General features: G+C 35.5%; 17 protein-coding genes. 10 read left to right on the top strand and 7 right to left on the bottom strand.

Features of this window, described 5'->3' with window-relative positions; all coding sequences use genetic code 11:
* Nucleotides 1–51: 51 nt before the first annotated feature.
* Nucleotides 52–315 (bottom strand): hypothetical protein, encoded by a 264-nt coding sequence (locus tag AC3QLY_RS16090; protein WP_068242822.1) that lies wholly within the window; start codon nucleotides 313–315, stop codon nucleotides 52–54.
* Between the two features lie 195 nt (nucleotides 316–510).
* Between AC3QLY_RS16090 and rpsA the strand changes: the two genes are divergently transcribed.
* Nucleotides 511–2,481, top strand: a complete 1,971-nt coding sequence (rpsA, locus tag AC3QLY_RS16085; RefSeq protein ID WP_287100819.1) for a 30S ribosomal protein S1 — start codon at nucleotides 511–513, stop codon at nucleotides 2,479–2,481.
* A 145-nt stretch (nucleotides 2,482–2,626) separates the two neighbouring features.
* Here rpsA and AC3QLY_RS16080 read toward each other — a convergent pair whose 3' ends face one another.
* The 4 genes from AC3QLY_RS16080 to AC3QLY_RS16065 form a co-directional block, all read right to left on the bottom strand.
* Entirely contained in the window at nucleotides 2,627–4,186 is a 1,560-nt protein-coding gene (locus tag AC3QLY_RS16080) for a hypothetical protein (RefSeq protein WP_317196307.1), read from the bottom strand.
* Nucleotides 4,187–4,543: 357 nt separating this feature from the next.
* Nucleotides 4,544–5,206 (bottom strand): hexitol phosphatase HxpB, encoded by a 663-nt coding sequence (gene hxpB / locus AC3QLY_RS16075; protein ID WP_074418978.1) that lies wholly within the window; start codon nucleotides 5,204–5,206, stop codon nucleotides 4,544–4,546.
* A gap of 897 nt (nucleotides 5,207–6,103) precedes the next feature.
* Entirely contained in the window at nucleotides 6,104–6,616 is a 513-nt protein-coding gene (locus AC3QLY_RS16070) for an acyl-CoA thioesterase (RefSeq protein WP_068242537.1), read from the bottom strand.
* A 59-nt stretch (nucleotides 6,617–6,675) separates the two neighbouring features.
* Nucleotides 6,676–7,731 carry a mandelate racemase/muconate lactonizing enzyme family protein gene (locus AC3QLY_RS16065; protein WP_245634875.1) on the bottom strand — a complete coding sequence of 352 codons (1,056 nt, stop codon included), beginning with the start codon at nucleotides 7,729–7,731 and terminating at the stop codon, nucleotides 6,676–6,678.
* A gap of 199 nt (nucleotides 7,732–7,930) precedes the next feature.
* Here AC3QLY_RS16065 and rpiA point away from each other — a divergent pair, with 199 nt between their 5' ends.
* The 3 genes from rpiA to AC3QLY_RS16050 all read left to right on the top strand — a co-directional run bounded on the left by rpiA (nucleotide 7,931) and on the right by AC3QLY_RS16050 (nucleotide 10,915).
* The gene (gene rpiA / locus AC3QLY_RS16060) at nucleotides 7,931–8,605 is read left to right on the top strand and encodes a ribose-5-phosphate isomerase RpiA (RefSeq protein ID WP_245634876.1); all 675 of its coding nucleotides are present in this window, start codon (nucleotides 7,931–7,933) and stop codon (nucleotides 8,603–8,605) included.
* Between the two features lie 271 nt (nucleotides 8,606–8,876).
* Nucleotides 8,877–9,593, top strand: coding sequence for an SDR family oxidoreductase (locus AC3QLY_RS16055; protein ID WP_074418980.1), 717 nt, complete (start codon nucleotides 8,877–8,879; stop codon nucleotides 9,591–9,593).
* A gap of 119 nt (nucleotides 9,594–9,712) precedes the next feature.
* On the top strand, nucleotides 9,713–10,915 hold the full coding sequence (locus AC3QLY_RS16050) for a proline dehydrogenase family protein (RefSeq protein ID WP_074418981.1): 1,203 nt from the start codon (nucleotides 9,713–9,715) through the stop codon (nucleotides 10,913–10,915).
* 19 nt (nucleotides 10,916–10,934) lie between these two features.
* Here the strand turns inward: AC3QLY_RS16050 and AC3QLY_RS16045 are convergent, their stop codons facing one another.
* Both AC3QLY_RS16045 and AC3QLY_RS16040 read right to left on the bottom strand, forming a co-directional pair.
* Nucleotides 10,935–11,363, bottom strand: coding sequence for a response regulator transcription factor (locus AC3QLY_RS16045; RefSeq protein WP_074418982.1), 429 nt, complete (start codon nucleotides 11,361–11,363; stop codon nucleotides 10,935–10,937).
* A gap of 304 nt (nucleotides 11,364–11,667) precedes the next feature.
* Nucleotides 11,668–14,232 carry a PAS domain-containing sensor histidine kinase gene (locus tag AC3QLY_RS16040; protein WP_287100820.1) on the bottom strand — a complete coding sequence of 855 codons (2,565 nt, stop codon included), beginning with the start codon at nucleotides 14,230–14,232 and terminating at the stop codon, nucleotides 11,668–11,670.
* A gap of 276 nt (nucleotides 14,233–14,508) precedes the next feature.
* Between AC3QLY_RS16040 and AC3QLY_RS16035 the strand changes: the two genes are divergently transcribed.
* The 6 genes from AC3QLY_RS16035 to AC3QLY_RS16010 all read left to right on the top strand — a co-directional run bounded on the left by AC3QLY_RS16035 (nucleotide 14,509) and on the right by AC3QLY_RS16010 (nucleotide 19,872).
* Nucleotides 14,509–15,303, top strand: coding sequence for a thymidylate synthase (locus AC3QLY_RS16035; protein ID WP_074419009.1), 795 nt, complete (start codon nucleotides 14,509–14,511; stop codon nucleotides 15,301–15,303).
* A gap of 24 nt (nucleotides 15,304–15,327) precedes the next feature.
* Complete coding sequence (locus AC3QLY_RS16030; protein WP_228733251.1) at nucleotides 15,328–15,858, top strand: dihydrofolate reductase; 531 nt, start codon at nucleotides 15,328–15,330, stop codon at nucleotides 15,856–15,858.
* A gap of 63 nt (nucleotides 15,859–15,921) precedes the next feature.
* Nucleotides 15,922–16,722, top strand: a complete 801-nt coding sequence (locus tag AC3QLY_RS16025) for an O-methyltransferase (RefSeq protein WP_074418984.1) — start codon at nucleotides 15,922–15,924, stop codon at nucleotides 16,720–16,722.
* A 234-nt stretch (nucleotides 16,723–16,956) separates the two neighbouring features.
* Nucleotides 16,957–18,084, top strand: a complete 1,128-nt coding sequence (locus tag AC3QLY_RS16020) for a Re/Si-specific NAD(P)(+) transhydrogenase subunit alpha (RefSeq protein ID WP_074418985.1) — start codon at nucleotides 16,957–16,959, stop codon at nucleotides 18,082–18,084.
* Nucleotides 18,085–18,105: 21 nt separating this feature from the next.
* Nucleotides 18,106–18,414 (top strand): NAD(P) transhydrogenase subunit alpha part 2, encoded by a 309-nt coding sequence (locus AC3QLY_RS16015; RefSeq protein WP_074418986.1) that lies wholly within the window; start codon nucleotides 18,106–18,108, stop codon nucleotides 18,412–18,414.
* Nucleotides 18,415–18,435: 21 nt separating this feature from the next.
* Nucleotides 18,436–19,872: an NAD(P)(+) transhydrogenase (Re/Si-specific) subunit beta gene (locus tag AC3QLY_RS16010; RefSeq protein WP_074418987.1), complete on the top strand. Its 1,437-nt coding sequence runs from the start codon at nucleotides 18,436–18,438 to the stop codon at nucleotides 19,870–19,872.
* The last annotated feature ends 80 nt before the right edge of the window (nucleotides 19,873–19,952 follow it).

The following is a 19,952-nucleotide window of genomic DNA, read 5'->3' as shown; positions in this document are numbered from 1 at the left end:
AAAAACTGCTCACTGAAACAACAGGAACAGTTTATTATTTCATAGCAATATTTATCCTTTCTTCTTTTTGTCGGCGGGCTTATTGGCTTTATACCGCATATCCGGTGTGCCATCTTTTTTCATTGGGCCGGCTGCCTCTTTTTTGCCTTTATTTTCTTTGTAACGCATATCGGCAGTACCATCTTTTTTAACATGGGTTGTTTTAGGCGCTGTCATTTCTTTTTTCTCTTTTTTAGGCTGAGTTTTAGCTGCCTGCGCAAAAGATGCTGTTGAGAAAATAGCTAAAGCCAGCACCAGTGCAAAAATTCTTTTCATTTTTTTGTGTTTTTAGTGAATAAAGTAGTTGAATGCAGGGTTTATCTGTTTTGAATAACCCGGTTAAATTTAAATAAAATTTTAAATCAATAAACATTTATTCCTCTTTTAATATTTTATTAATGTCTTGGTTATTAACGTTGCTATGAGGCATCAGATTGGTAAAAAAACTGCTATAAAATCAGTTTTTTTGGCTTGAAATACATACTTTTGCAGCCCGAATTAAAACAATCGGGTATTATTATGATTTCTATTAACAACCAATTAAACGCTGATGCACAGGAGAATGTATCCGGTGCTGCTCAGGAAGCAGTACAGGAACAATCTGCAGCGACAACAAATGTACCTGTAGCTGAGCCGGTTGAAGAAGTGGCAACCGCTCATGATGATTTTGACTGGAGTATTGATAAACGCAATGTAAGTCTGTACACCCCTGATGAAAAAGCTAAATATGACAAAGTGTATGAAAACACTTTTGTGCAAATTGAAGATGGCGAAATTTTACAGGGTGATATTGTTGGCTTAACCAAAACAGATGCTGTTATTAATATCGGGTTTAAAAGTGATGGTTTAATTTCTCTCAATGAATTCCGCGATACACCCGGTTTGAAAATTGGTGATAAAGTGGAAGTAATGGTGGTAGAAAAAGAAGACAGAGATGGCAATCTTCATTTAAGCCGCAAATCTGCCCGTATTTTCCGTGCTTGGGAAAAAATTGTAGAAGTACACAAAACCGGTGAAGTTGTTACCGGAACTGTTACCTCTAAAACCAAAGGCGGATTGATTGTTGATGTTTTTGGTATGGAAACCTTCCTTCCTGGCTCTCAAATTGATGTGAAACCGGTTACTGATTATGACCAGTTTGTTGGAAAAACAATGGAATTTAAAGTAGTTAAAATTAATGAAACCATTAAAAATGCCGTTGTATCACACAAAGCATTGATTGAAAGTGATATTGAAGCTCAAAGAGCTGAAATTATGAGTAAGTTAGAAAAAGGTCAGGTATTAGAAGGTACTGTAAAAAATATTACAGACTTTGGTGCATTTATGGATTTAGGTGGATTAGATGGCTTATTATATATTACCGATATTTCATGGGGAAGAATTTCTCACCCATCAGAAGTGGTAAAAATGGATCAAAAATTACAGGTGGTTGTATTAGACTTTGATGATGACAAAAAACGCATCAGTCTGGGTCTGAAACAATTAACGCCACATCCATGGGATGTATTACCTGCTGATTTAGCAGAAGGTGCAGTTGTAAAAGGTAAAGTGGTGAATATTGAAGATTATGGTGCTTTCTTAGAAATTCAACCCGGTGTTGAAGGCCTGGTACACGTTTCTGAAATTACCTGGGCAAATACACCCATCAACGCAAAAGAGTTCTTTAAATTAGGTGATGAGTATGAAGCTAAAGTGGTTACTTTAGATAAAGAAGCACGCAAAATGAGTCTTTCTATCAAACAAATGACAGAAGACCCATGGAGCACCATTGAAATCAAATTTGCAGAAGGCAGCAAACACAAAGGATTAGTGAAAAACATTACGCCTTATGGTGTGTTTGTTGAATTGGAAGCAGGAATTGGTGGAATGATCCATATTAGTGATTTAAGTTGGTTAAAACGCTTCAATCATCCCAGTGAATATGTAAAAGTGGGCGAATATATTGATACCATCATTTTAGGTATTGATAAAGAAAACCGAAAATTACAATTGGGCCACAAACAATTGGAAGAAGATCCCTGGAATGCACTGGAAGAAACCTTTGGCGTTGGAACTATTCATGAAGGAACTGTGATTCGTAAAGATGATAAAGGTGCCGTAGTGCAACTGTCTTATGGTTTAGAAGGTTTTGCTCCTAACCGTCATCTGGTTAAAGAAGATGGAAAATCTGTTGGTGCCGATGAAACTGCACAATTTGTAGTAATTGAGTTTGATAGAAATGAAAAAAGAATTGTGTTGAGCCATAGCAGAATTTGGGAACAGGCGCAGGCTGAAGAAAAAGAATCAGTGAAGAAAGAAGCCAAAGCCGAAGCTGAAAAAACCAAAAAAGCCGTAAAGAATATTCAGAGCAAAGTTGAAAAAGCAACTTTAGGCGATTTAGGTGCATTGGCCGATATTCGTGCCAAATTAGAAGGCGACGAAAAAGAAGGAGATAGCAAATAAATAAATCCTTTTTTCGAATAAGTTAACGTCTCATGTTGAACCCGACATGGGACGTTTTTTTTTGAAGAACATTTAATTTTTAACCAATTATACAGCAGTGTATCATTCGTGAAACGGTCGGCTCGGATACAGTTAAAAGGCTTCTTTAAGGGTATCTTCTTTTTTTACTTTCCTTGTACTTATTGTAAATAATTTCACTCATGGTTTTGTGATATACCTTCGATTCAACCCATGAAATAATATCCAGGTAGGCAAATGCACGGGTTTCAAAACGGTTCTTTTCAAGATGTTTTATTTTAGAAAGTAAAATAACCAGTTCGGGTTGTAATTTTTCTTCAGCTACATAAAAGGATCTCCGTAAGAAAGCAAAAATTTCTTCTTCAACAATGGTTAAATTTTGCATGCGGGCCATATACCGGTATACCGATTTTATTAAAGAATCAATAATATCATTATTACCCATTTCGTAATGTGCTAATAAATGCATTAAACGGGCATAACATTGCAGGTCATTTCGTAAAGAAAAATTATCATTAATTATTTTTTGCAAATAGTCAATACAGGTGGCAAATTGCCGGTTGCCAAAGTATAATGAGGCTATTTTATAGTTAAATACCAGAATACGGTGTGCATCAATAAATCGCCCATATTGATGTAATTGAGCCTCAATAAAAGGAACGATGGTTAACCCTTCTGAAAAGGTACCGGCCATTAAATGCCAGTTAATTTTTGCGCTATGAATATAGATAAAGGTTTGAATTCTGAAATTGTCGTGCTGGTTAGCCAAATCAGTTGCAGCAAAAGCTTCAAAACGTTGCAATATCAATTGAAACTTATCAAAATTTCTTAAATCAAAATGAGCATTGAGTAAGTTGTGCAATCCTTTAATGTAATGGCCGGTTTCAACTGCAATCATATTCGGCTGCTCATCAAATAAACCCAGCCATTTTTCACTGTAACGATAATACATTAAAAAATCTTGCCGAATAAATGCATACCAGGTATAGCTTTGGTATAGGTACAAACGTTCATAAAACCCTTTTAAAATATAGGCATTTGCAGGAAGGTTTTCTTTAAAGAATAGTTTTACATCTGCCTCATCCTGTTCATTTCTGGCATGTCCGTTTTTAATATACCAGGTATACAGGTGTAAAGCCAGGTTGGATAATGCAGCAACCTGTGTAACATGCTCACTTACTTTTATTGATTCGGAAGTGATTTGCATGGTTTTACCAGGCATGCTTCGGGTAATATGGAGGGTTTCAATTTTTTTTTCCAGTGAAAGTACCTGCGTCATGAAATTGAACTTATTGGCAGTTTTGGCCATTTCCTTTGCTCTTTCTAAAATTTTAAGGCTTTGTAAAAAAAGGCCTTTATTGTACAATATTCTGGCATAATCTAACTGCTCATTCAATTGTAAATCAATACTGTCAGTACTTTTTAGTAAACGCAAACTGGCTAAAACCTGTTTGTACAGATGTGTTTTTAAATTGGCTAATTGTGGTTTATTAATATTATTTAAACGCTTCAGTAAAGTTTTTTCATCATAATCCTGCATTTTTTCCAATGCATCGAATAATTGTACAATTTTTAGTTCGTCTTTATTAGAACTTCTTTTAATATAAAGTTTAAAATGCCTTTTTTCTGACTTTTGTAAGGATTGAATTAATAGAAATAATGGGTCTGAATTTCTGTTGGACATCATGTATTTTTTTTTATGAAACACAGTCTCTACGCGGTTTTTTCGTATTTTAATTACGGTTTAAGGTAATAAAATCGTGCCTAAATTGATTTCTACCAATAAAAAACCCACCTTACTTTTGTTAAAGAAAGATGAGTTAAAGGCAATAAGCAATCGTTAGAGTGGCAAATCGTTAGAGGCAAAATTTTAAGGTAATACTTTTTGTACCTACCTTTCAGGAATAAGACTCAAGAATTTTCATATGGCAAGCAATCGTTAGAGGTCGTTCTGTTTCTACGGGATGACCCTTTTTTTTATTCGGCACAGCAAGTTAAAGATAATTTAACAATCACCAATTTTTTTCACAATTTTTTTTAAAAATTATTGATTGAGCACATTCAGATGCAGTGCCCCAAAATTTTGCAAAGAACTTAATTTTAAATCTGCAGACCTCCACCGCTCTTCTTTTTGCTGATGATACATTGGGATTACTACACATTTCATTCTGGCAGCTTTCGCTGCAATCATGCCATTAAATGAGTCTTCAAAGCACAGACATTCAGTTGGAACTGAGTTGAGTGCTGACGCGCAATTTAAATACACTTCCGGGTGCGGTTTCCCATATTTTAAATTACCTGCCGAAGCCGTGGCCATAAGGTAGGGGGCAATGTTTATTTGTTGTATTACCTGATCTATAATAAATTGTGGAGATGAGGAGGCCAGCCCAATTTTAAAATGATGTGATTGGAAAAATTCAAAAATATACCCAACGCCGGGCATTGTTTCGCCTTTTTCTGCAATTTTATAACTAACAACCTCTAATATTTTTGTTTCAGCAATACTTATTTCAGTATCTGGAATTTTAAATTTGGAAAACCAAGTAGCTACAAATTCATTGGTACGTAAACCCGTAGTAGTATGGTATTCAGTTTCGGTTAGTTGAATATTATAGTGCAAAAAAACTTCATCTGCTGCTTCTTTCCATAATGGCTCACTATCAATTAATAAACCATCCATATCAAATATTACAGTATTTAGTGCCATTATTTTTTTGCGCAAAGGTATTCTAATGTAATAAATGATGAGTGATAAATTCAATGCTCATTCACTTCTATCAAACAAAGAAAATTTAATAACAATGTTTATATTGTGCAGTTTTGTTTTTAAAATACTTGTACTTGTCTTTCATAGAAAAAATAAAACATTTTAAGATAGTTCGCAGATGTATTTATATCATTGTTGGTTTGAAATCTTATCCGGGAATTGCCATTTTTAACCCACCTAAAATTGGGTACTGAATATCTGGAACAGTTGCCTGAAAATAATGTTTTATTTGTAAGCAATCATCAAACATATTTCGCAGATGTTATTGTTTTTATACACATATTTTTTGCAGTAAAATGGCGCAGATATAATAGATTAAGATTGCCGTTTTACTTATTCAATCCATTTATACCTGTTTATTTTGTTGCTGCTGAAGATTCCGTGCGTAGCAGTGGATTATCGTTTATTTATTTTAGGCGGCGCTTTGACTGTTAAACGTACCTGTCGTCGGCATGAAGCAACAGAAGTAAGAAGAGGGCTTGATCTTTCTGATACCAGATAGATCCATCGTACATTGGAAAAGAACTGGGTAATTACTTTTTCTCAGAGAACAACAAAGCCCTTTGCACCCGGCAGAAAAGGAACTGCCTATATCATTAAAAATAACCGGCAAATTGTGATACCTGTTGTGATTAATGGATTTTGGCGAGCTTTTACTATACAAGGATTGCAGTTTAAAAAAAGAGGTGTTTTGCTATGAGTACAATTTAAACCACCCTTACAAATTGATTATGATGCTGGTGTCGATATAATTTTAGAACAGGTAATGGATGCAATAGAACAAAGCAGACAATTTATGCTGAAAGGTCTGCATCATCATTCAGGGCTACAATAATTTTATTTGCCAAACAATGCTTTTAATTCATTGGCATCATCGGGTTTCATTTTACCTGCCAATATTAACCTTAATTGCCTTCTTCTTAATGCCCCTTCAAATAATTTAATTTCTTCTTCTGTTTCTGGTATTAATGCCGGTACAGGTCTGGGCTTACCGTTTGGATCTAATGCAACAAATGTAAAATAAGCTTCATTGCTTTCATATTGGTATTGATGCAGGCTGTCTTCCCCCCATACCTTTAAAAATATTTCCATAGATGTGTTGAAAGCTCTCGTAACCTTTGCCTCAATATGAACAATATTTCCTAATTTAATGGGATTTTTAAAACTAATATTATCTACACTCGCAGTCATGCAGGGTGTATTGCTGTGCTTCATGGCCGAGAGCGCAGCAGCAATATCCATCCAATACATTAAACGACCACCCATTAAATTGCCAAAGCTGTTGGTATCGTTTGGTAATACCAATTCATTCATAATGGTAAAACTATTGCTTGCTTTTCTGCCTTGCATGATGGATTGATTTGGGTGCGAAGATAGTACAATAGCCCCTTGCAGTAAAAAAAGCAATTTTAAATTGTGGTACTTTCCAGTGCGTTCAGGTAGCTTTCATCTACCGTTGCACCAATACCGGGTGCCTCAGTAGCGGTAAGTTGTAATCCATTATAGGTTACACCACCCAAAACAGGATCTTCTAAATGTCCTAACAAGCATGTATCTATATCATAAAAATGAATATTATTGTGTGCAATTGCAAAATGTACCATGGCAGTTAATGCCAGCCTGCTTTCTAACATTCCCCCCATCATACAAGGTATGCTATGTGCAGCAGCTGTCTGGTGAATTGCTTTTGCTTCCAGTATACCCCCGCTTTTAGAAAATTTGATGTTAATGGAATGGCAGGATTTTGTTCTGATAATTCTTTCCGCATCATGTTGTGTAAATACACTTTCATCTGCCATTATTGGAATAGGCGAACCGGCACATAATGCAGGCAAAAAGTCATCATTGTATTTGGCCATGGGTTGTTCGCAAAATTCAATGTGGTAGGGGGCAAGTGCATGTAAAATTGATGATGCATCAGCAGGGCTCCATCCCTGATTGGCATCAATTCTTAAGGTAATTGCATTGCCAATTGCGTTGCGTATTTGTTTTATTCGCTCAATATCGTCCATTTTGGTTTTTCCTAATTTTACTTTAATACAACGCACACCCTTTTGTGCAAATTTGAATGCAGTTTCAGCCATAGCTTCAGGGGTATCTATCCCAATCGTTAAATCGCTTTCAATCGTTTTATTCTTACCTCCAAGAAATGCATAGAGTGGTACCTGTTGGTATTGAGCAGCTATATCATATAAAGCCATGTCAAATGCACTTTTAATGGTATAATTACCGGTGATGTGTTGATGCAATTCCTGCATCCTGCATTCAATGTCAAGTGGGTCTTTGTATTTCCATAAAAGTGCAAAATCTTTCGCCAGTGTATAGCAGGAATTTTGATTTTCTCCAACAATCATTGGAAATGCTGAGCATTCACCCAGCCCTGTAATGCCTTCATCCGTAAATATTTTAATTAAAATATTCTGAGCAAAATGCATGGTGCCGGTGGCAATAGTGAAAGGTACCATGGGAATTGAATACTTGTAAATTGAAATATATTTTATTTTCATCTTGATCTGTTCAGGTATTTTGTGAGGCCTAAATTTATACAATGTTCGCTGAAAAAATAAAAACCAGCATTTATAGAGGCATATATGGCAGTATACAAGTTGCATCATTTTAAATGATGTTGCTGTAGTTTTAAAAAAGAAAATAGATATTTGTACAATGGATACAATTCAACTGAAACAAAAAGCTGCTGAAAAGGCCATTACTTATGTAAAAAGTGGAATGACTGTTGGTTTGGGCACCGGTAGCACAGCTTATTGGGCTATTCAATTTTTAGGAGAAAAAGTGAAGCAGGGACTGGCTATTCAATGTATTGCTACTTCACAACAAAGTGATGAATTGGCCCGTTCATTGGGCATACCAATGACGAATTTTGCCGAAATCTCAAAAATTGATATTACCATTGATGGGGCGGATGAAACCACCCGTGATCGTCAATTAATAAAGGGTGGCGGTGCTGCATTGCTTCGTGAAAAAATTGTAGCTGCTGCAACAGAATTTTATATCATTATTGTTGATGAACATAAAGTAGTAGATAAATTGGGTAAGTTTAAAGTGCCAATTGAAGTGGTACCTTTTGGATACGAATTTACCATTCGTAAAATTCAGGCTTTGGGCGCAATTGCCACACTACGCATAACAAAAAAAAACAATATATTGATAACCGATAATCACAATTATATTGTAGACGCTGATTTTGGTTTAATTGAAGATGCATCTTCATTGCATAACCGTATTAATGATATTGTTGGTGTGGTTGAAAATGGTTTATTTATCAATATGGCTTCAATTGTAGTTGTGGCCCATTCGGATGGAAATATAGCTTTTTTATAGTAAGCAATTCGTTCCTCAGTATATTAGATGAATATTAGTATACACTTTGATAATTTATTGAAAAAGTAAGCATTTTTATTAAAAATAATATTTAATGTTTCAAGCGTATTTAATTTTTATTCTTTTCTTGTTGTATATAGCATATTCAAACATGTGCTTCAGTGTTTTCCCATACGTTTTGCATTGAAATCAATGACTTTAATTTTATAGTTTAAATCATTTGATAAACAAAAGCATTTCCATTTTGTTGGTATTCCACAATCATACAGCTATGGAAACTTTAAAAGACAAATGCGTATTATTAACAGGAGCAACCGGTGGAATAGGCAGTAAATTGTTACCATTGTTGCATTATGCAGGTGCACGTGTGTTTATTACCGGGAGAAATCAGGAAAAGTTAGCAGCATTGGCAGCATCGCTAAAATTGCCTGCGCAGCAAATGTTTGTTGCAGATATTAGTCAGCAGGAAGAAGTAACTGCATTAAAAAATATTTTTTTTTCTGTATTTGAAAATATAGATATTGTAATCAATGCTGCAGGAATAGGTATTATCAAGCCTGTTGAACAATTATCAACCAACGATTTTTTAAAAAGTATAGAATACAATTTATTGGCACCCTTCTTGTTAATTCAGGCATTTTTACCCGCCATGAAACAACAAAGAAAAGGCCTTTTGATTAATATACCCGGGGTATTGGGTAAAGTACCCATGGCAGGTGCTGCTGCTTACAGTGCTTCTAAATATGGGTTGGTGGGCATGATGCAAAGTATTCGGGAAGAAGTGAAGAGAACCGAAATTCGATTCACTAATTTGTATTTAGGAGGTGTTGATTCTCCATTTTGGGATAATATTGATTTGCGTGTACAAAAAGATAAGATGATTGTGGCAGAAGAAGCTGCAAAAGCTATCTGGTTCCTTTGTCAGCAACCGGCCAGCGGTGTGGTAAGCGAAATGGTTTTACAACCATTTAACCATCAGGCTATTTAATTTACTAATAAGAATTGACGATTCTGCTTCGCTTTTTTGCAAATTTTATTCTAAAACCGTTATCCTATTTTTTAGTTTACTGTTTGCATACGATATTCGCATCGCGAACAATTGTTAGTATGGATATTTCATTTGAAAATACAGAACAGGCTTTTGCCTATAAAACAGATAAGGAGCTTAAACAATCAAGATTTTTGTTTAATACCATGGGCTATCCTTTATTCGTGCCTATCGGTACACGTGTCACTCCTTTTTTAATGAAAACGGGCTTGCCGATTCATGGAATTGTTCGTAAAACCATTTTTAAACAATTTGTAGGTGGAGAAACATTAGAGGAAACTACACCTGTTGTGGAAACCCTTGCAAAATATGGCGTTCAGGTAATATTAGATTATGGTGTGGAGGGAAAACAAGATGAAGCAGATTTTGATCATGCAACAGAATCTTTCATTAAAACCATTGAATATGCCGGAACTCAAAAAAATATTCCTTTTATAAGTGTAAAGGTTACAGGAATTGCCCGGTTTGATTTGTTACAAAAGTTAAATGAAGCACCCCGGTTGCGTAGTGGTATTCATGATAATGAATCAGAAATGAATGAATGGAACAGGGTGGTTGATAGAATGTATGCCATTTGTGCAACAGCTGCCGAAAAAAATATTGGGGTTTTAATTGATGCAGAAGAAACCTGGATTCAGGATCCAATCGATCGACTGACTATGGAAATGATGGAAATTTTTAATAAAGAAAAAGCAGTTGTTTACAATACCATTCAACTATACCGGCACGATAGATTGAAATTTTTACAGATTTCACATCAAATTGCAAAAGCCCAAAATTTTATTTTGGGTATGAAATTGGTACGTGGTGCTTATATGGAAAAAGAGCGGGCAAGAGCACAACAAATGGGATATGAAAGTCCTATTCAGGCTACTAAAGAAAATACCGACCGCGATTTTGATGCAGCAGTTCGGTATTGCATCCAACACATGCACGAAATTTCTACCATTATAGCCTCTCACAATGAAGCCAGTAATTTATTGGCAGCCGAACTTTTGAATGCATCAGGTGTTTCACCGGCTCATGCACATGTTCATTTTTCTCAATTGTATGGTATGGGCGATCATATCACCTTTAATTTGGCCAAAGCCGGTTTTAATGTAAGTAAGTATGTGCCATTTGGTCCAATTCGGGATGTAATTCCTTATTTAATGCGAAGGGCTCAGGAAAACTCGAGTGTAAGTGGACAAACCAATAGGGAGCTGAGTTTAATTAAGAAAGAATTGAAACGTAGAAAATTGGCTGACACCATCAAAGCTTAAAAGCAGGGTTAACCTTTTATTACATAGCTTTTAAAATTTCATCTGACTCAGTACTGATTTTTTCCATCAGAGGAGCTATCTGATCAAATTCATTGGCTTTATCTATAAAATGATAAGCACCAATGTTGTAGCAGGTATTTCTATAATATTCAGTTGAGTGGTTGGTGAGCATAATTACTTTTACAGCAGGATAATGTTCTTTTACTTCTTTTAAAACCTCTATGCCATTTTTTTCGGGCATATTAATGTCTAACAATAATACATCCGGTTTAAATTCTTCAATGGTTTGTAATGCCTGCACTGGTGCTGAACTGGTTTTAATAGTTGCTACACAGGGAATAGTGGCCAGTACTTCCGACATTACTGTAAGTATGATGGTTGAATCATCTATTAATAATACTTTCAAATTTTTAGCCATAGCCAATTTTTCACTTTTATAAATGATCATAGTGCTACATTTTAAATACGAGTTAAATACGAGTATTTTTTAATTGATACCCCGTATTAGAAAAACACCATTCTCCCTTTTGTTGGGAGATGGATGTTTCTACTTTTCAAAGGAATAAGATTAGGGGATATTGGGTATTAAAGACGGATCGGAGTAAAATTGGCTCTCAATAGGTATTCGTATTTTGGTAGAACAAAGTAACACTCATAATACGGGCTATTCAGTAGCCAAACGTATCATTTATTTGTAGTGTGTTTTCTACAATTCAGATAGATTTCGGTTAATTTAAATGTAGTTTTTTATTTTATGTATTCGGTTTTCCGGGTATTTTAATCAACAAATGGCCACCTTCCCCTTCTTTGTTGCTTATTAGCATACAGGTTCCTTTTAAGTTTCTGGCTCTGTCTTTAATCCCTATAATAATAAGGCTTTTGTTTTTTTCTTCTAAGTGGTATCCTTTCCCGTTATCTTTTACCGATAGTATAATTTCATTATCTATTTTTTGCAGGCTGATGGTTATTTTAGTGGCTTTTGCATGCTTATCGATGTTTGAAAGTGCTTCTTGTACAATTCGGTATAAATTGGATTGTAACTCAGCCGATTCATTTTTGAGGCTATTATCATATTCAAAAAAACAATGAATTCCTGTTCTTTTTTCAAATTCCCTGCATTCCCATTCAATGGCAGCAGCCAATCCAAAATCATCTAAAATACTGGGTCTTAAATCAGCGGCCATTTTACGAATAGCCAAAATAACACTATTGGCAATTTCAATATCATGGTTAATTTTTTCAGCAAAACCCGGATCTGTTTTTTGAATTTTATTTTTAAGAACGGTTAAATCTATTTTTATACCTGTAACCTGTTGTCCAATGGCATCATGTATGTGCTCGGCAATAAATTTGCGTTCTTGCTCTTTGGTTCGGTGTTGGTGAGCCGATAAACGTTGCAATTGTATATGTGAAGCTATCAACTCTTTTTCAGCTTTTTTTCTTTCTGTAACATCTACAAAAATAATGTAAACTGTTTTTTTGTAAATGCTAAATAAATAGCTGAATGTTTTAATGCTGCCATCTTTACAGGTAATATCGCTTTCTAAATAAGGAATTTCCTGTTGTGGATTTTTACTGAAAGCATCAATCAATGCTACCCAGTGTTCATAATATTGTTTTCTTTTTACCGGGTCGGGTTGTGTACGGTAATACCAGTCTTCAATGGTGGGTAAATCTTCTGCCACATACCCAATGGTTTTGGTAAAATAGTTATTGATAAAGTTTACAGTTCCATCCGTATTATAACTGCCAATGGCAATGGGCATATTTTGTGCCAATGCTTTAAACCGTTCTTCACTTTCCTGTAATAATTTGATGTAATTGTTTTGTTCGGTAACATCTTCTAAAATGGCAAACAATTCGTTGTCAAATAAATTAAAAATGATATTTATATCTCTTAGTTCTCTTTTTTTATTGTATATCTGTCTGTATAATACAGGTGCTATTTTTTTGGGATTGATTTGTACTTCTTTTAAATAACCATAAAATTCAGCATCGTGTTCAGCTTCTGCTTCAGGAGAATCGAATTGTATTTTTTTAAACCAGGCAGGGTACATTTTAATTTCTTCCATTTCATAACCAAATATTTCTTTGAATTTTTTATTGGTAAACAATAAATTATAATTCAAATTGCAACTGGCCATAGGAACAGGAAAGTTTTCGATAATACGTTTGAACTTTGAAGCAGTTTCTTTTGCCTCGGCTTCAATACTTCTTTTTTCAGTTAAATCAATAAAAATATTGTATATATTTCCGTTGCTATAAGCAGTTTTTATTTCAATAATTTTTTTGGTGCCATTTTTAGCTAACAATACTAACTCATGTGTAGTGCTCATATTTTCATGTTGCACTTGTTGTACATGATTGGCCCAACGATTTTTAGCTTGTTGTGCTGACATTTTATCGGGGTAAGCTTTGTTAAACCAATCCTGAATTGTTTTTAAATTTTTACCGGTATGACCAAAAATTTTTGTAAATGCTTTGTTGATGTAAATTATATCGCCTTGTGTATTGCAAAAAGAAATACCAACGGGTATGGCTTCTGTTAATGATTTAAATTTATGTTCACTCTGCTGTAAGGCAATGGTTGTTTTTTTTAAATCCGAAATATCAATTCCAATACTTAATGAGCCTTTAAAAATATTATCGGAAAATATGGGTGTGTTCTTCCATTGTATGGTTTTGAGTTGATTTTTCCTGGTTAGTATGCTATTCTCAAAATCAATTGCCTGCTTATTTGTTTTTAATTTTTTAAATATTTGTCTCGCTTTTTCCCTTTCAATTTCAGGAATAAAAATGCTGAACCAGTCTTGATGTAATATTGATTTTAATGTGTAACCGCAAATTTTTTCGCCGGCTTTGTTGAGATAAGTAACCATTCCATTTGAATCTAAAATAACAATAATGGCATGTACATTATCTATCATTTTTTCTCTTAACAAAAGTTCAACCGGAAATGATTTTGTTTTGTTTTGAACGGGTTGAATGTTTTGAATGGTAAAAACATATTGCAGGAAAACATTTAATTTTTTAATTTTTTGGATGGTTATTTCAGCCGAAAATTTTTTGCCTTTTTCATTTTGTAAAAAAGTTTTAATTGTTATTTTTTTTAATGATGCAGCAGCAAAATTTTTAAATGCTGCATTAAAAGCAGAGCGCTCTTTTGCAACAATAAGGTTTTGAAATTTTTTCTTCAACCATTGGTTGTTGTTTTTAAAATGCAAGGTTTCCTCAGGCCAAATATTTTCGATGACTACCCGGGCATTGGTTGCCAATACCAGCGTTGTTGCAAAGCAGCTAAGGAAATTATTTTTCATACTGGTTAAAATTGGCTTTTGATGCTTTTGCATATAGCAATCATTATTCGTTTGAATGCGGTATTTGATGTGCATCGGTAACCTTACTTCAATAGGAATAATTTTGTAAAATATTCGTAATTGTTTCAGGCTAATAAGAAAATAAATATAAGCAATTGCCGCGTAGAAAAAGTGATAAATATCACTCCTTCAATACATTATCCCAAATATCCACAGCTTTTAAACATTTTAAATTTATTTTCAGGCAGGTTTAAGTACCAGTTTGTATTTTGCAGTATGGAGCAATACCAACAGTTATTAAAGCATGTTATTGAAAATGGTCAGCAAAAGCATGACCGCACCGGCACCGGTACCCGTAGTTGTTTCGGGTATCAGATGCGTTTTGACCTGGAAAAAGGGTTCCCTTTGGTTACTACCAAGAAAATGCATGTAAAAAGTATTATTTATGAATTACTGTGGTTTTTAAAGGGAAGCACCAATATTCAATACCTCAATGATCATGGTGTTACTATTTGGGATGAATGGGCAGATGCAAATGGAGAACTGGGCCCGGTATATGGCCATCAATGGAGAAGCTGGCAGGGTGCTGGTGGTACAAGCATTGACCAGATAACAGAAGTAATTCAACAAATTAAAACCAATCCGGATAGCAGGAGGCTGATTGTCAGTGCATGGAATGTAGCAGATTTGCCTAAAATGGCCCTAATGCCCTGCCATGCCTTATTTCAGTTTTATGTTGCCAATGGCAAATTAAGTTGCCAGTTATACCAGCGTAGTGCTGATGTGTTTTTAGGTGTGCCCTTCAATATTGCATCATATGCTTTGTTAACTTTAATGATAGCGCAGGTTTGTAATTTAAAGCCCGGTGAGTTTATTCATACTTTTGGCGATGTGCATTTATATAACAATCACATGGAACAGGCAACTTTGCAATTGAACAGAAAACCATTTCCGCTGCCACAAATGCACTTAAATAAACAGATAACCAATATATTTGATTTTAATTATGATGATTTTATATTAGAAAATTATCAATGCCATCCGGCCATTAAAGCGCCGGTAGCTGTTTAGTATTCAAATTAAATAATGTAGCTTTTGTTATCAATACCAACTAATCTAAACAAACCGGTTATTACTTTGATAGTAGCTGCTTCCGAAAATAATGCCATTGGAAAAAACAATGCATTGCTTTGGCACTTACCCAACGATTTAAAGTTTTTTAAAAATAAAACATGGGCAATGCCGGTTGTATATGGCCGAAAAACTTTTAACGCATTGAATAATCAGCCTTTAAACGGGCGTTATAATATGGTATTAACCCGTAATCAATTGTTTCAATCACCGGGTATTACAGTAGTGCACGAATTTGAGGAAGCCCAGCAAAAAGCACTTCAATTGGGTTATAAAGAATTGATGGTTTTAGGTGGGAGTGAAATTTATGCGCAAACCATAGCATTGGCGCACAAAATGTATATTACAAGAGTGCATCATGTGTTTGAAGATGCTGATGCATTTTTTCCTGCATTCAGTACAACGGAATGGCGCTTAACATCGGAAATAAAGTATAATGCCGATGCGAAACATGCGTACGCTTACGCTTTTCAGTGCTGGGAACGAAAAGTATAAAATTGGATAAGATTTCCACAGATGTAGCAACAAAATTTTTTCGCTATACAGCCTCAAAATATTATGTATTCAAAAACTAAACTGGCTTCAAAATATATACAGTACTGGATAAAAGCCTCTAACGGTAAGGGGCATGGTATTCACTCTCCGTTTGTATTTGAATTTGTTCAGCAGGTATTGGTCCCTAAAATTCATATAGCAGCTGCTTCTGATATTGAGCGAATGCGTCAACAACTAAAAATAAGCCAACAGGAAATACTGTTAGATGATTTTGGAGCCGGATCCAGAGTGGTGAAGCAGAGTAAAAGAAGTATTGCTACCATTGCCCGGTCTTCATTAAAGCCCCGAAAATACAGCAGTTTATTGGCCAGAATGGTGGCATTTTATCAACCCGCTTCCATTATTGAATTGGGTACTTCTTTAGGAATTACTGCTGCCTATATGGCTGCAGCCAATCCCAACGCAACGGTTTATACTATTGAAGGCGCACAAGTGGTGGCTGCAGTTGCCAATAAAAATTTTGAAATTTTGGGATTGAAGAATATTCACTCTTATGTAGGAAATTTCGATATTGTATTACCCGAATTGTTGCAACAAATTAATAAGGTAACCGATTTTGTATTTATTGACGGGAATCATCGGTTACAACCAACCTTACAATATTTCCATTGGTTATTAAAGCATTCCAATGAAGATACTATTATGATATTTGATGATATTCACTGGAGTAAAGAAATGGAACAAGCCTGGCATGAAATTCAAAATAATCCCGCCGTTACCGCCACAATAGATTTGTTTTTTATTGGCATTGTATTGTTTCGAAAATCGTTTAAATCGAAACAGCATTTTACCATACGATTTTGATTGTTACTGTTGTAATACCTTTTTTTAGCATGCAATGAGCCATCATTAGGTTAAATACCAACAGGAATGAGCATAGTCGAATTCCATGTGGTCAAAATCAATATAAAAGAGCACATGAAAAAATACATTCAGAATCTGCAAAATCTTGGTTCTTAAATTTTGACATTGTATTTCATGTAAAAAATCTCTTGAACAACTTCAAATCGCCTACATTTGTTTTATAATGTAATGCACATGATAGCAGGGGTATTAAAAGAACCGTCAGGAGAAAATCGGGTGTCACTTTTACCCGAACAATTACCGTTACTTTTTAAAAAAAACATACAGGTTTGGGTGCAGCAACAGGCCGGCATTGCAGCTTATGCAACTGATGCAGCTTATACACAAGCAGGCGCAAATATAAATGACCGAACGGAAATTTTGCAGCAGGCTGATGTTCTGTTTTCTATTCATCCCCTTACCAATGATGATATACAACTGATTAAGCCCGGAACAATTGTAGTGGGTGTTTTTCAACCCTTGTATGCATATAAAACCATGCAGGATTGGGCTTCAAAATCCATCACCACATTTAGCTTAGATGCAATTCCCCGGACTACCCGTGCACAAAGCATGGATGTACTAAGCAGTCAGGCTAACATAGCCGGTTATAAAGCCGTTATAATAGCTGCCGCTAATTATGGCAGATTTTTCCCCATGTTTATTACTGCTGCCGGAAGTATTCCTCCTGCTAAAGTTCTGGTTTTGGGCGCAGGTGTGGCAGGCTTGCAGGCTATTGCTACTGCAAAAAGGCTAGGTGCTGTAATTGAGGTTTTTGATACAAGGCCTGCCGTAAAAGAAGAAGTAATGAGCCTTGGAGCAAAGTTTGTGGAAGTTGAAGGTGCTGCGGATGCTTCCAATGCAGGCGGTTACGCAGTGGAACAATCTGCGGCTTATCAACAAAAGCAGCAACAACTTATCGCTGAAGCTGCTGCAAAGGCTGATATTATTGTTACTACTGCTCAAATACCGGGAAAACCTGCACCAAAATTGTTAACCGAAGCCATGATTACACAAATGCGCAATGGTAGTATTGTTGTTGATTTGGCTGCTGCTACGGGTGGTAATACACCTCTCACTCAAAACAATGCAACTATTGTAACAGGGAACGGTGTTACCATTATTGGAAACAGTAATTTACCCGCTACCATGCCATTCGATGCCAGTAAATTATATGGCAAAAATTTATTGAATTTTCTTCAATTAATTGTAACATCTGAAGGGAATATTTATATACCATTTGAAGATGATATTGTGCAGGGTTGTTGCATTACACACAATGGTAAAATTGTAAATGAAAGAGTATTGGCTTTGATTCAATAATTCGCGATTAAAATTTATTTTATGGAAGCAGCTTTAAAATGGGTTTCTGAAAATCAGCAAATGATTTACATTGTTATTTTGATGATATTTCTGGGTATTGAAATTATTGGCAGAGTACCCAGTGTATTACATACACCATTAATGAGCGGGGCTAATGCCATACACGGTGTAGTTATTATCGGAGCTATTATTGTAATGGGCCGTGCTGCTGAAACCAATTATCTGGCGCTCATTTTAGGATTTTTGGCTGTAATACTGGGCACATTAAATGTAGTAGGCGGATTTGTGGTAACCGACCGTATGCTGGAAATGTTTAGGAAGAAAAAATAATTATTTATTAAAGTATTGTATATGCAGTTGGATATTTTGACCATTTGTTACATAGCCGCCTCCGTTACTTTTATCATGGGTTTAAAAATGTTATCCTCTCCTGCTACAGCAAGGCGCGGTAATTTAGTGGCTGCAGCCGGTATGTTAGTGGCCATTATCGGTACCATCTTTTTGTATAAAGATGAAAATGGTAATTCATTACACAATTACAGCTGGATTTTTGCCGCTCTTATTATTGGGGCTATAATTGGGGTAGTAGCAGCAAAAAAAGTAAAAATGACTGCTATGCCCGAAATGGTAAGCTTTTTTAACGGAATGGGCGGTGCCTGTGCAGCACTCATTTCAGTTATTGAATTTGATTATGTGTTTCGGACTGCAGAAAAAGTGCAAACTCTGCATTTTGCCGACTCAGTGGCAACCGGACATTTTTTAGCCATTGCTGCCGGGGCTATTATTGGTAGTATTTCATTTGCCGGAAGTATGGTAGCCTGGGGTAAGTTGAATGGCAGTTTTAAAGATGTTGTTTTTAAAGCACAACATAGCTTAAATTTATTGGTTTTTGCGCTGGTAATTGTTTTGGCATTTGTTACCTATTTCGCATCAAATCAATATGCCGACTACTTTTTTATTGCAACTGTATTGTTGGCCTTAATTTACGGTGTATTGTTTGTGTTGCCCATAGGTGGTGCAGATATGCCGGTTGTAATTTCTTTATTGAATTCGTTTACTGGCGTGGCTGCAGCCTGTGGTGGTTTTTTGTATAATAACAAAGCCATGCTGACAGGTGGAATTTTAGTAGGTGCAGCCGGAACACTGCTTACCATATTAATGTGTAAAGCCATGAACAGAAGTTTAACCAATGTATTAATTGGCTCATTCGGATCAAAAGAAAATACAACATCGGGTTCAGCTACAACAAACAGTGGTTCTTACAAGGAAATTTCTACTAGCGATGCGGCAATGGTAATGCGTTATGCCAACAAAGTGATGATTGTACCAGGCTATGGATTAGCGGTTGCTCAGGCACAACATACCTGTCATGAGCTTGAAAAATTACTTGAAGATAAAGGAGTAGAAGTGCAATATGCCATTCATCCTGTAGCAGGCAGAATGCCAGGCCACATGAATGTTTTGCTGGCTGAAGCCGATGTTAGTTACGATAAATTGTTGGAATTGGAACAAGCCAATAATACTTTAAAATCAACCGATGTGGTACTGGTATTAGGTGCCAATGATGTGGTGAATCCGGCTGCAAAAAACAATCCTGCATCTCCCATTTATGGTATGCCTATTTTAGATGTAGAACAGGCTAAAAACGTTATTGTTAATAAACGCAGCATGAAGCCAGGCTATGCAGGGATTGATAATGATTTATTTTATCAGCCCAAAACATCCATGCTGTTTGGTGATGGCAAAAAAGTGCTGCAGGATTTAATCAATGAAATAAAAACATTGTAAGGCATTCTTGTATTTTAATATCAATATGAATGGAATAACAGCCTTGTAATTTTGGTTAAAATATTGTCGTTTTTTTAATA

Source organism: Hydrotalea sp. GW822-HT8A01 (assembly GCF_058798575.1).
Note: the sequence above shows the minus strand (reverse complement) of the source record. Positions and strands in the feature narration are given on the sequence as shown.